This is a genomic window from Litoribacter ruber, assembly GCF_018449405.1.
Taxonomy (GTDB): Bacteria; Bacteroidota; Bacteroidia; order Cytophagales; family Cyclobacteriaceae; genus Litoribacter; species Litoribacter ruber.
Map to the genome: position 1 here is coordinate 161,025 of NZ_JAHCMY010000004.1, position 13,971 is coordinate 174,995.

Consider the following 13,971-nt stretch of genomic DNA (forward strand, 5'->3'; position numbering starts at 1 on the left):
CATCTTGAAATCTTTATGTCAATTTTTATAATTTTCAGACATTAACCCCCACCATATTGCACTTTTTTATTTTTACTTATAAAATTAACCACACAAAAAGAAATCTTATTTTACCAAACCCCCTGAAATATTCAACACCAAGAGTCTTTAAACTCCGAAAATTCTTCAAAAAAATTTATTTTTTATATTTACGTTTTTGATCACTTCATTTACATAATTTTCCTTTACAGATAAATAAGATGCTGGAAAACAATATCTATAATTGACCTCAGCACCAACTGTTTAACCACACAAAATTTACCAGTCTTAAGGTATAAATCATTCATATTGGAAAAAGACTATTTTAGACTCATCCCATCCATAATAGCATCGAATAACTGAAATGGATAGACCAAGTACATTTTTCAAATCAAAATGGGGCTATATCCCAACTCTATCTTTAAATAATCACAAGTTTTTTGAACTTATTTTCCCTCTTTCAAAAACCACTTTTTTATTTGTAAAAGTTAATTTTAACTTCAAAAAAGTCAATTAAAAATTTGATAATCATGGAATAAGTAAATTTTCCAGCCTACAATAATATCCCTGTTTTCAAGGTTTATATAGCAAGTGCGGCAGAAAAAGCCGGCTCCTAAAATTAATTCGAACTCAAACCCCAGCAAAATGACAACGAATAAAGGAGATCCCAGAGGAATCAACAACTAGCCTTGCAGCGCGGGAGGGATTACAAAATAATATTAGCCCTTAAAGTATTGAAGACATCCTCCAAGCGGCGCAAAATCATAAACCAATCCCAAAGAATTAAAATAATAACCAGTAATCGAATGCAAACTTTAACAAAAGTGGCTTACATAGTAGGCCTATCCACGCTAGGTCTAGCCACTATCTCATGTGACACCACAGGTCACGATGAGTTCACAGAAGAAATGAGCGCGTTGAGATCCGTCTCCGCCAATGTCCTAATTAATGAGGACTTCATGGGAAATAACCCATTCAGCCAAGTACACCAGCAGTTGCCGGTTAGCCACTCTTTCAATACAGTGGAAGATCCTCAGGACAGAAGCAACCGAGTTGGACGCTTCGAGTTGAGACAAGACGATCCTATCCAAAGTAACGGCAAGAGATCTGAAGTTCTTTTCCCTGCCCAGGACAACAGAGACAGATGGTACTCTTATTCTCTATACCTACCTGCCAACACATTTGAGAGAGATAGCGATAATGACATCATCACTCAGTGGCACCAAGCCGGAGGCGGAAGCCCTTCTACTACTGTAAGAGTTCACAATGACAGATTCCTTGTGAAGTCTGGTAACAGAAAAGAAGATAGAAAGGATTTCGACCTTGGACCAGCTACTAAGGACACATGGCATGATTTCGTGTTCCATATCGTTCACTCTCCAGGTAGCGACGGCGTGCTTGAAGTATGGCACAACGGGGAGAAGGTACTTGAAGAAAGAGGCGGAAACATGTACGACATGGAGCTTCCTAGATGGAAAATCGGTATCTACAAAGCTTCATGGATGAGCAGAAATACGGACACCCGAATGAGAGCCCTTATGTTTGACAACGTAAGAATCGGAAGCCAAAGAGCTAACTTGGAAGAAATGATGGTAGCCCGAAATTCATCTAGCGCCAGTTCAGGATCTTCTAGCTCAACAGGCGGCGGATCAAGCTCAGAAGGCAGCAGCTCTTCTTCAAGCAGTTCCACTTCAAGCAGCTCTAATGATTCAGGTTCTAATAACTCAAGCTCAAGCAGCTCCTCCAGCAGCAGCAGTTCTTCATCATCTTCCTCAGAAGTAAGTGAAGACAATACTGATGATGAAAGAAGAGGCTGGAGAAATAACAGAAGACCTTCCAGAAGAAGCTGGGGATGGGGATGGAGAAGATAATTTAATTGCTTCTTATTCCTTGACCAAAAAGTAGCCCTATGGGCTACTTTTTTTTTGCCAAAATTTAAAGCCCCCTCCTGAGTCAAGTGTTTTTAACAGCCAATGTTCACCACAAAGCAGGCTGAATACAGCTTCTACCCCCTTAACACGTGTACAACGAAGTAAATCACAACCAAATCAAGCGTAAATTCTGATTATCAGGCATATCGCCTAATCAAGCCAAATTATAGAGGTCTCACATTTAGCACCGGATTCCACACTTTTTAATGGAAAATATGAGCATAATTGGAACTTATATCCCGAGCGCCTTAAATCGATTTTGTCATCCATCCAACTTTTAAATTTTCATAAACATAAGATTCTATACCTTTATATAATTATTCTTATTTTGAAAAGAATTATACCGACAATTAACACATTTTAAATAATACCAACAATAGGCCTTTTTTATAAGTACAATGACCTCTACAGATTGTAGAACAATCTTACACCAAATAGCGCGACATTAAATTGACATTAAGACACTTACATATTTTAATACATTTACATTTACATTTTCAAGTAGTTCATATATATTTTTTAAATATTAAATTCAATTGGCAGGCCTTAGAAATTTACCCATGCCATTCGCAAAGAATTACCTGTAAATAGGAAAAATGTACCTAATTGGTAAAATTCAATTTTTGACTATCAATAGTGCAAAAACTTTTTATTTGACTATTAACCAACTCTTTTTGGTCAACAAATGCATTTAAGACTCATTCCCCCCCTTACCAGTTCTGGTAAAATAGCACAAAACTAAAAATCTTAATTTATGGGTTTTATACAATTTAAAATATACATAGTATTGTTTTTTAATTCTAAACCTTAAAAGAAGTCAATTATTAAGGAATGGTATTGGCTATTAGAGAAGGCACAAGAACGGTGAGGGTAAAGACTCTATCCCTTTAACATAAGCCCTTTTAGATTTTTGCCCTCGCCTTTCATCCCAGCAAACACTTAATAGTATTTAGAAGTATCCCATGAGAAGATTAACAAAAGCAACCTACCTTCTAGGCCTTTTCTCTTTAGGCCTTGCAGCAGTTTCTTGCGACACCGTCGGTTATGACGAACACCCAGAAGAAACAAGCGCATTGAGATCCACCTCCTCCAGCATCTTGATGTCAGAAGATTTCAACGGCAGCAACCCATTGAGTCAGGTTCACCAGCAGTTTGGAACCGGACACGCTTTTAATGTAGTAGAGGATCCAAGAGACAGAAGCAACAAGGTCGGAAGATTCGAACTTCGCTACGGAGACCCTATCACCTCAAACGGCATCCGCTCTGAGGTTCTTTTCCCGCCACAGGAAGATAAAGAAAGATGGTACTCTTATTCTATATACGTCCCTTCAGATGAATTTGAAGAAGACAGTGACAATGACATCATCGCCCAGTGGCACCAAACAGGCGGTGGGAGTCCAGCTACCACACTTAGAATCCACAACGGCAAATGGCTAGTGAAATCCGGTGAAACCAAAGACAAAAGAGAAGATTATGTATTTGGCGACGTAGAAAAAGATAAATGGCACGAGTTCGTATTCCATTTCGTACACTCGCATGGTAGCGACGGTATTTTGGAAGTTTGGCACAACGGCGAGAAGGTAATGGAAAGAAAAGGCGGAAACATGCACGACTTGGATCTTCCCAGATGGAAAGTAGGTATCTACAAAGCGTCATGGGCCAGCAGAAGCACTGATACGAGATTAAGAACGCTTTACTTTGACAACCTAAAAGTAGGTGACAGAAATGCAGACCTAGAAGCCATGGCGCCAAGAGCTACTGCAGCGGCAAGAGCCGAAGCTGAGGCAAGAGCTGAGCAAGAGGCACGTGAGGAAGCCGAAAGAAAAGCTGAAGAAGAAAGAAGAGCAGCCGAGGAAGCCAAAGAAAGAGAAGAGCAAGAAGCTAGAGAAAGAGAAGAAGCTGAAAGAAAGGCTGCCGAAGAGGAAGCCAGGGCAGCAGCAGAAGCTGAGGCAAGAGCTACTGCTGAGGCAGAAGCCAGGGCAGCAGCCGAGGCAGAAGCCAGAGCAGCAGCTGAGGCAGAAGCCAGAGCAGCAGCTGAGGCTGAGGCAAGAGCGGCAGCTGAGGCTGAAGCACGAGCGGCAGCCGAAGCAGAGGCCAAAGCCCAGGCAGAAGCAGAAGCAAGAGCCGCGGCCCAGCCAGTAAGACCAACTCCTCCACCTCCATCCAATCCGGAATCGCCAAATACCAACCCAAGTACAGGCGGGTCAGAAACACCAACCGTACCTTACAATTCCCACCAGCGTGAAGAGCAGCGTGGCAACGGAGGCAGATAAAATTTGATCAATCCCAATTCCTCATAAGGCAACCCCATCCACGGGGTTGCCTTTTTTTTTTTTAATTGACCTCTCGCAGCTTCGGACCGTTTACTTTTGAATTTGAAGAGCTAGGTCTTAGCAAAGCCATACGTTTAAAGTCGATTATTTTGTCTTGGCCCGCTTTTCAACCAACGCCATATTCACCCCACACATTTCCCCAATCAGGATAAGCCACTGGTATTTATCTATTTATCAAATCCAACTTTTTAGCCTCATAATTTGAACCTCACACACCATTACTTAAACACCCCAATACTAGCTACGCCAACTACAGTTACGATATATCCACATCACACATACTTATTTCATCCTATACCCCAAATAATATAATTTTAACAAGATTATCAATAACTATATGACACTTTTAACAAGTCAAAAGTAACCTGTATTGGTAAATCCTATTCTACAATGTGGGGATATTTAAACCCCAAAGCTCACTTCAACCCATTAGTGCTCATTACAATAAAATAATTATCCAACCATTTATTTACGATTTTATATCCTTAATACTCAAAATTAAACTGTTTATATACTACAAAGAACCTTTTACTTAAAGACCATAATAATGCAAAAATTACCAAAATATCAAAACACAAATCAATCTTTAATTATTTATAATTTATCTCTATTGTTATGAATTATTAATTTTTATCAGAGGGACTATTACATACAACCTGCTGACATACCTAATCCCCATAAAGTAATAGTCCCAAATCGAATTGGGATACAAGTAATATTTTAATCATTATTTGTTGAAATAAAACGGAATAATATAATTTATTAGCTATTTTTTATTATAAATCAATCAAAGTTATTAAAAGAAGTTAATTTTCAGGGTATAATAATTGGCTTAGGCAGACTGTTAATACAATATCACAAACCAAAATATTCACCATAACAGACATAGAGATGAAAGACACGAGCCGAGGAAGTCCCACTATGAGATAACACTTCCATCCTTTTGAAATGCGTGAAAAGATAAAAAACATAAGCCCTTATTCACACAGAGTAAAACCAACCCCAGCAAAAATTAAAAATTCCCAGCAATTAATTTATTGAAAACAAAATGCAAAGTTTAAGAAGCAAATTTACCTTATTTGTCGGCCTTTCAATCCTAGGACTAGCGACAGTATCATGTGACACAACAGGACACGGAGAGTTCTCTGAAGAGATGACTGCTCTGAGATCTACTTCAGCCAATGTTCTTCTTCAAGAAGATTTCCTTGGAAGCAACCCATTTGGTCAGGTTCACAAGCAGTTTGGCACCAACCACGCTTTCAATGTAGTAGAAGATCCAAGAGACAGAAGTAACAAAGCAGGTAGATTCGAATTGAGAAAAAATGATCCAATCACCAGCAACGGTAAAAGATCAGAAGTGCTCTTCCCTGCTCAAGACAACAAAGACAGATGGTATTCTTATTCAGTTTTCCTTCCTTCCAGTGGATTCAGAACGGACAGAGACAATGACATCATCACGCAGTGGCACCAAGCCGGAGGCGGAAGCCCAGCAACTACTGTAAGGGTTCAGAATGACAGATTCCTTGTAAAATCCGGTAACACGAAGGAAAGCAGGAAAGATTTTGACCTTGGAGTAGCCACAAAGGATGTATGGCATGACTTTGTATTCCACATCGTGCACTCTCCAAACAGTGACGGTCTTGTAGAAGTATGGCACAATGGCAAAAAGATCCTTTCTCAAAAAGGTGGTAACATGTATCCTTTGGAAATGCCAAGATGGAAAGTAGGTATCTACAAGGCTTCGTGGGCCAACAGAAACACGGACACAGATGTAAGAGTCCTAATGTTTGACAACATCAAAGTTGGTAACCAAAGAGCCGACCTTACAGAAATGCTCGTAGGCACTTTGACTGCTGTAGGCAATGCAGCTTCAAACAACACCTCTAGCAACAGCAACTCTACAGTAAGCTCAGGAAGCACTTCTACTAGCTCAAATGAGACAACTAGCAGACCTTCTAGAAGAAGATGGTGGAGATAATCTCAATCCCAAAGAAAAAGGTGGCCAAATGGCCACCTTTTTTTGTTTATACCCAATTGATTCGCCGCTTGCACATAACTATATGGCGCTGGATTTGTAGTATATATAAAGAGATTACAAACCAATATTTTCAGTCATGCAGTTGTTATTGAAATCAGCAACCTTTTTTTGTCTTACCGCATTAGCCTTGATTGTCACAGGCTACGACCAAAGCGCAGTTAGTGCATTTTCCATTGCCATTAAGCAAACCCTAAACCCACCCAAAGTACTCATTGAAGAGGATTTTAACGGCAGAGACCCTTTTGGACAGGTTCATCAGCAATTTGGCATAGATCATGCCTTCACCGTGGTAGATGATCCGGCAGGCGGCCGGAACAAGGTTGGGAGATTTGAACTTAGAGAACAAGACCCCATCCAAAGTAATGGTAAGCGAAGCGAGGTACTTTTTCCACCGCAAGACCACCATGATAGATGGTACTCTTATTCAGTATACATTCCTTCCGAACATTTTAAATGGGACCACGATAACGATATCATTTCCCAATGGCATCAGGCAACCGGAGGAAGCCCGGCTACCACATTTAGAGTTCATCAGGACAATTTTATGTTTCGGACCGGAAATAAGAAAGCCACCCGAAAGGATTATTATTTAGGGAAAGTCGAGAAGGACAAGTGGCACCATTTCATTTTCCATATCATCCATGATCATGGCAAAGACGGTCTGGTCGAGGTGTGGCAAAACGGGGAAAAGGTTTTGGAGCATAAAGGGGGAAACATGTACGATACCGATCTGCCAAGATGGAAGGTGGGTATTTACAAAGCTTCATGGGCTAAACGCAAAACGAGCACCACTGAAAGGGTGATTTACTTTGACAATATTAAACTGGGAAGTGAGAAATCAAGCGTGGAAGACCTGCTCCTGGCTACTGGAAAACACTAGCAACTGCCGGCTGGAACAAAATTATTTAATTATTAAATTAAAAAATATTATATTTACAACTACATCCCTAAAGCCTAAGTCTAATTCTTAAAAGATCGGCTTGATTTTTACCTTATATGCAGAATGCACTTGGAATGAAGTTTTGATCCTAACATTTTGCTGTTACAAATGTTCAATAATCGAAAAACTGAAATAGATCAGTTTAATCAAGTTGGCAAAAATATTCTAACCTTTGCCAGACTTTAACCTTTAAGTAATTTGTTGCCTAGAATGAATATGAAAGGCAAAATTTTTTGTAGAGTTAATTATGAAGAAAAATTTAAGAAATGTAGTAGCATTTCCTTTGGCAAAACTCCTTATCAAGCTTGGGTTCGTAAAAAGAGCTCTTAAGAAAGCCAAGGAAGGTAATTTCATTTTGTCGGTATATTTTCACAATCCTTCAAAAGTGGAGTTTGAAAAAACAATTGTGTGGCTAAAAAGTGAGGGCATGACTTTCATCTCGCCAGAACAATTAGAAGAAATCATCGACAATAACCTTGAATTGCCAAAAGGAGCCGTATTGTTGACCGTAGACGATGGATGGCAATCCAACGAGGAAAACATTGTGGAAATAGCGAACCGATACCAGGTTCCTGTAACCATATTCTTTTCAACAGAAGCCATAGAAGAGGGCACCTATTGGTGGTCCTATTTTTTGAAAGCTGACAGAAAAGGTTACCCATCGGTTCAACAGCTTAAAAAAGTCTCAAACAATGAGCGGATGGCAACCTTAGAGAAAATCAAGGGCTCAGTCACTTTGGAAAGGGAAGCCATGACGCTGGATCAGTTGAGAAATACTTCCCTTTCAAAATTTGTTACTATTGGTGCTCATACCCACACCCACCCCATCCTCACAAATTGCGATGACGAAAAGGCTTTTGAGGAACTTCGGTTATCCAAAGAAAAGCTGGAAAACTGGATTGGAAGAGAGGTTAAATATTTTGCCTATCCAAACGGCAATTACGGTGTTCGGGAAGTTTACATGTTGGAAACATTAGGCTTTAAAATGGCCTTTGCGAATAACCCAGCTTATCTTAATAAGCAAAATATGTATAAGAAAATGGAAATCCCACGATTCGGGTTTTTAGAGGGTGCCACTTTTGAAGAAAATATGTGCAGAATAGCCGGAATTTGGCATTCCACTACGAATAAAATGAAAAAGAGGTCTAAATAGACCTCTTTTTTTATAATGGAAATTTTATGTTTAACTTAAATATTTTTCAACACTTTTTGGCATAATGACCTTAACCTTTTCAGGATTAGCATGGGCCCCAATTTGCAAGGTCTTCCTGACACCTTTAATAAAACTCGGGCAGCAGGAAGTGATTTCCACTGTTTTTTCATCTGCAATTTTGCACCATAGGCACCCCAATAATTTTCCGTTCTTGCTTTGGCTGTAGCAGACTTCCCCACTCTTAAACCGGCTAAATGCATCCAGCAAAAATTCCCGCTTGGTCAAGCTCTCATGCTTGGGCCTATACATCAACAGTTCCTTTAAGCTATTTTTACTGTAACTCTCCCCCAGCAATTTCTCCGCTTCACTGCAAGAAACATACTTTTCAATTTTCAAATAAGGCTTACCGGTTTGATAAAAATGAATCAGGTTGAAATAATCACGCTGCTTATGGTAAAGCTTAAATTTGGCGCGCAACTCCTCTCTTTCAAAATCCAGATGGGGCTTTTTTTCCAAAAAAGCCCAAATCCTTTCCTTTAACTTGTCCTTCAATCCTGTTTTTTTCTTTGAAATAATCGCTTGATCTACAGCGGGAATAAACAATTCGTACACCTCATCATAATGGTTGGCTATCCGTTTCTTGTAATCCAGCATGCCGGTGGAGAGGTCTAGCGTTTCATATCCCTCATTTTCCAAATGTTGGATCAAATGTATAAAAGACAAAAAACCTGGAGAATAGTAATCAAATAGCGGGGAGTGGCAATTAAGTCCCGAGCCATGGCACCAGCCATCCTTACCGATAGTACCCGTAATACCCGCCAATATTTCCCCGTCAAGCTTAAGTACTAACCCAAACATCATTTTCTTCCGAAACATTTCTTTATAAAGAATAGATCGGTAAGGGTTTTTATGAAATGGAAACAATCCGTAAAAAGCCCCTTTTCTAAAATCAGATTGAAGTATTAGGGTTTCCAAAGCTTGGTCAAATTTTTCCTGGTCCTTAATAAATTCCACCTCGAAATCCCCACATTTTTTCAGCCGATTATTGTTGCTCTTAAAATCTTTTTTCCTTGCCAGTTTATCTATGGAGGGATCTTTCAAGTTTACTAGCGGCCGTACCGAGGTGGTAAACTTCACTCCATCAAAATTTTCAACTGCCCCCAGCCAACCCAGCGGTATCCCTACTGGCAACTGCTCCATGCGAATGCTGGAAAGGGGAAATTGTACACGAAGCTCCTCCACCGCTTTTTTGAAAAAACAGCTTCCAATTTCCTCGGAACAAATCCATGCATGATAATGGGCATCATTTACACCTGCGCCGGTAATTCTCCCATTAGAAGTTTCAAAAGAAAGGGGTAAAAGAGCTTTTAACTTATCATCTACAAAATAAACTACCAACAGGGGCTGATATTGCTGCTTATAAACTTCATGAAACATCTCAAAAAATTCCAGTCCCTGAAATACGGTAGCCCAGGGACAGGTTTCATAAAGATTGGACCATTGACTGGAATAATCTTTTTGTTCTAAAAAATCATATACCTCATTTCCCAAAAAAATCTGAACATCTGATATCCTTTCAGGTGACGGGCTTAAAGAGTCGTCAAGTTTCATAGCAGTAATTTATTTATTCAATATATTATACTTTAAAATTTTCATAACAGCCAATTATACACCTTTTAATTCAAAATATTTAATATAGGATTATATCAAAATTAAGGTTTTTTCATTAATTTAGATAGGTTAAGCAAAAACAAAACCATTCTTAACTATGAATCAATTTTTCAAAACTATCCTTCGCCAACTTTATCAATTTTGGAAGAAATTCAAAAAGGAAAGCCCTTTATTTCAGTCCCTTACCTACTCATTAAACAACAAATCTTCCTTCGAAAAAATTGACCAGCATGAACGGATGCTCGCAGATTCCACAAGGATGGACATCTATTTTCGTGCAATCAACAAATATGTGAGGGAGGGAGACATTGTGGTGGACCTTGGAACAGGCACTGGGATCTTAGCCTTTTTTGCATCCCAGTGTAAGGCGAAGAAAATTTATGCCATTGATCATGGCAATGTGATCAATTATGCAAAAAAGGTCGCCGAGGCCAACAACCTTCAAAACATCGAATTTATCCAACAACATAGCGGACATTTTCTTCCTCCTGAGAAAGTGGATGTGATTCTTCACGAGCAAATCGGGGATTTCCTCATCAATGAAGACATGATTAGAAATCTTTTAGACCTCAAAAAAAGACTGCTTAAACCAGGAGGAATCATGCTGCCAAGCATGTTTGAAATGTATTTTGAACCAATAACCATGGTTCCAGCAAGAAACACCCCTTTTCTCTGGGAGCATAACTTTAACGGTATCGACTTTTCACCTACCAAAGCTTTACTCAACAGTGAGGACAGTCCCTTGTCAAAGCCCGAGATCTACACCTATATTCAACCTGGAGATGCTGAATCCTTTTTGGCTATTCCCACACCGGTGGCCAAATTTGACATCATGCAGCTTGAGGATGATTCATTCTTAAAAAAACTGATATTTGATCAAAGAATTGTTAAAAACGGTAAATTAGATGGCTTTGCTCTATACTTTAGAATAATTTTTGATGAAGAACTGTTAATTGACAATTCGCCCTTCGAAAAACCAACTCATTGGTTGCCTTCCATTTTTAGAATTGAACCTATTGAATTGAAGGAAGGGGACATTTTACAAGTAAACCTCAATATTCCAACCCCAACTAATGAAGAGTCTTGGAATTTTAATTTTACAAGAGTGCGAATTGAAGAGAACAGTTTGTTAACAGAAATTTAAACTTTTATCGGTTTTGATTTTTTTAAAGTAAATTTTTATGAAAGATAGAATTAAGCTCCTGTATTTGGGGCCGGATTACCCGCATGTTTTAGATTCAAGTGAAAAGGTGGAAATAAGTGCTGTCGCTTTGCTTTCAGAGCTTTACGAGATGCCAACACGGAATGTAGCTGAAAAGAACTTCCGCGAAGCCTATAGGGCCATCTCTAATGGCGATGATGACGCAGCAAAAAGACATTTTGCCAAGTACAAGCAGTTAGGATTTCTGGCCAATGAACTTGTGAAAAGTTTTGAAACGTACCTCGAGACATTAATTGACCGGAAAATTAAAATTTTGGATACAAACGCCCCAGATATTGCCTCCCGAGTAAACCATTTGGGAATCAAGCTATTTTTGGTAAATGGGTGGTCAATGTTGCCGGCGAGTTTTCTATCCCTACCTGAGTTAGGAACAATCAATGTTCATCCCTCAAAACTTCCGAAATATAGAGGATCCCTTCCCCTATTATGGGTTTTAAAAAATGAAGACACCATTAACGCCGTTTCTTATATTCTTCTTAATGCGGCAATGGATGGGGGCAATATCATTCGGCAGGTGGACTATCCTGTGGATAAGGATGATGATCCGGTTTCATTGGAAAAGAAAACCATGAAGGTGATCAATGACTCCTTAGTGAGCACGGTTGATCAATTTGTGGACGGCAAACTTGAACCGGTCAAACAAGATCACACGCAAGCATCCAAAACGGCTCGTTATAATAAATACAAGAAGATAGATTTTGTAGAAGAAACCGCCCGTAATATCCATCATAAAATCGTGAATTATGCTTACTATGATCCTGGAGCGCCAAGTTATTTTAAACTAGATAACCAAAAAATAAAAGTAACCGGTTGTTTAGGACAAGTTGACGCAGGTATAGAGCCTGGGGTGATTCAGATGAATTTCCCTAATATCTATATAGGAACTAAAAGAGGTACGCTGAAATTTAGTTTGTTGAAAAATTTCGGCCTTCGGGACACCGCCAAAATGCTATCCTTGCTATTGGCCAAGGACCCCTTTTCCTTTCAGAAGGAAATTACCATCACCAGTTAATGGGATACTAATCGATATTTTGGAAAAGCGAAGAGTCAACTCTTCGCTTTTTTATTAGAGCTACAAAATACTTTTCCCGATCCGAATTTAATTCAATTGCGGAATTAAGCAGCATTTGAAAATTACGTTCATCATTTTCAGCAGTAGCAAAATAGAATTTCTCCAGTAATAAGGATTTTTTCGGCAGACCTGGAAAATAGGAATCCACCGCTTTCTTCTGCTCATCAAACCGCAACCAAACACATGCTTGGAGCCTTCCATTTTCCACAATGGTCAGGCAATTTTGTCCGACTTCCAACCTTCTCATCGCCTCATCCAAAAATTCCCAACGCGTCACTAAAGATTTACCGCTTTGATAAAGCAGCAAGTCTCTAAGGCTATTTAAATTAACCTTTTCCGAATTAGCCAACTTGGATTTGTCACCGATAAATTCATAAAGGCTCAGCGCCTCTTCTTTCTTAAATGGGTTGAATATGGTTTTATTTTTCAAGGCAAGCTTGGCTTTTTGCTTCCAGATTGACCTCTTTTTCCTGAAATCTCTGAGTCCATAATTATCCATCCCCATTTTCATGAGCTTACCCTTGAAATACTGGTGAAGGGATTCCTTGGTATCCGCTGCCTTTTTGCCTTTGACTGAAGGAAAAACTCGGAGCTCATAGGCCACATTATTTCCAGTCGCCAAAGACTGCTTATATCCATCAGCCCCAGGCGTGAGGTCAAAGGAATGAAAGCCCTCCTCGCTTAGCTTTTGGCCAAGCATTAAAAAATGTAGGATGCCAGGCGAATGCTTGGCCAAAGTTGGTGAATGCGTATTGATTCCCTGAAGATGGACCCAACCTCTACCCATTACCCCCACATTGGAGGCGATGATTTCTTCATCAACCTTTAGTACGGTAGTATGCAATAGATCATGTTTGAAAAGACTCAGTAGAAACTTTTTCCTCAGCGGGTCTTCCTGAAAAAAAACAGCATCAAACATTGCTCCCTTTCTAAAGTCGCTCTGAATTGCTAGCTCATCGAAAATTTTCTCAAACTCCTCATACGAATCCACACGCTCAAATGAAAGTTCGCCAAGCCTTTTCAATCGCCGGATTTTTTCCTTCTTGTTTTTCTTTTTCAATTCCTCATCAGCATACTCCCCATCCACGGCTTGTACGGGCTGATCCACGGTCTTTAGGAATGATGTAGAGGCAAAGGCACCTTCAGCAAATAGCTCCACAGGAGTATGGGGTGGTAGATACTTTAAATGCAGTTCTTTAGTGGGAAACTTCTTCTGCAGGCCTAGTAGGGCTGTGGATATAAAACTGGACTCGGAATTTCGGGCCAGCCAAACTTGATACTCGGAAATGGATTCTCCTGCGCCTATGAGTTTTTTGCCATCTATGGCCAAAGCAAGAATGCCAGCCAAACCCTTGTCATCATATTTATACACCAATACTGGTGCATATTGATGATGGTAAACCTTATACCATTCGGTCGCAAACCCTGGACGCTGAAATGCTGTTGCCCATTTACAGTTCTCATATAAGGCTTCCCAATCGCTTAAAAATTCTTGCTCCTCAATTTTATCAAGGACTTGAGCTCCTTTTAAAATCTGAAAAGTTTGGGGTTTCTGTATAGTCTTTTTGGTAATCAATTCTTCCATAAAATCTT

General features: G+C 39.5%; 9 protein-coding genes. 7 read left to right on the plus strand and 2 right to left on the minus strand.

Annotated features, from left to right (window positions below; translation table 11 throughout):
- The first annotated feature begins 824 nt into the window (after nucleotides 1-824).
- The 5 genes from KI659_RS09500 (at nucleotide 825) to KI659_RS09520 (ending at nucleotide 8,413) form a co-directional block, all read left to right on the plus strand.
- Nucleotides 825-1,889, plus strand: coding sequence for a polysaccharide lyase (locus KI659_RS09500; protein ID WP_213945109.1), 1,065 nt, complete (start codon nucleotides 825-827; stop codon nucleotides 1,887-1,889).
- A 1,022-nt stretch (nucleotides 1,890-2,911) separates the two neighbouring features.
- Nucleotides 2,912-4,222, plus strand: a complete 1,311-nt coding sequence (locus tag KI659_RS09505; RefSeq protein ID WP_213945110.1) for a polysaccharide lyase — start codon at nucleotides 2,912-2,914, stop codon at nucleotides 4,220-4,222.
- A 1,108-nt stretch (nucleotides 4,223-5,330) separates the two neighbouring features.
- On the plus strand, nucleotides 5,331-6,260 hold the full coding sequence (locus KI659_RS09510; protein ID WP_213945111.1) for a polysaccharide lyase: 930 nt from the start codon (nucleotides 5,331-5,333) through the stop codon (nucleotides 6,258-6,260).
- A gap of 136 nt (nucleotides 6,261-6,396) precedes the next feature.
- Nucleotides 6,397-7,200: a polysaccharide lyase gene (locus tag KI659_RS09515; RefSeq protein WP_213945112.1), complete on the plus strand. Its 804-nt coding sequence runs from the start codon at nucleotides 6,397-6,399 to the stop codon at nucleotides 7,198-7,200.
- A gap of 307 nt (nucleotides 7,201-7,507) precedes the next feature.
- Nucleotides 7,508-8,413, plus strand: coding sequence for a polysaccharide deacetylase family protein (locus tag KI659_RS09520; protein ID WP_213945113.1), 906 nt, complete (start codon nucleotides 7,508-7,510; stop codon nucleotides 8,411-8,413).
- Between the two features lie 30 nt (nucleotides 8,414-8,443).
- Here KI659_RS09520 and KI659_RS09525 read toward each other — a convergent pair whose 3' ends face one another.
- Nucleotides 8,444-10,024, minus strand: coding sequence for a GNAT family N-acetyltransferase (locus tag KI659_RS09525; protein ID WP_213945114.1), 1,581 nt, complete (start codon nucleotides 10,022-10,024; stop codon nucleotides 8,444-8,446).
- A gap of 157 nt (nucleotides 10,025-10,181) precedes the next feature.
- Between KI659_RS09525 and KI659_RS09530 the strand changes: the two genes are divergently transcribed.
- On the plus strand, nucleotides 10,182-11,228 hold the full coding sequence (locus KI659_RS09530; protein ID WP_213945115.1) for a 50S ribosomal protein L11 methyltransferase: 1,047 nt from the start codon (nucleotides 10,182-10,184) through the stop codon (nucleotides 11,226-11,228).
- Nucleotides 11,229-11,265: 37 nt separating this feature from the next.
- Nucleotides 11,266-12,318 (plus strand): methionyl-tRNA formyltransferase, encoded by a 1,053-nt coding sequence (locus tag KI659_RS09535; RefSeq protein ID WP_213945116.1) that lies wholly within the window; start codon nucleotides 11,266-11,268, stop codon nucleotides 12,316-12,318.
- Between the two features lie 7 nt (nucleotides 12,319-12,325).
- Here KI659_RS09535 and KI659_RS09540 read toward each other — a convergent pair whose 3' ends face one another.
- Complete coding sequence (locus tag KI659_RS09540; protein WP_213945117.1) at nucleotides 12,326-13,963, minus strand: GNAT family N-acetyltransferase; 1,638 nt, start codon at nucleotides 13,961-13,963, stop codon at nucleotides 12,326-12,328.
- Between the last annotated feature and the right edge of the window lie 8 nt (nucleotides 13,964-13,971).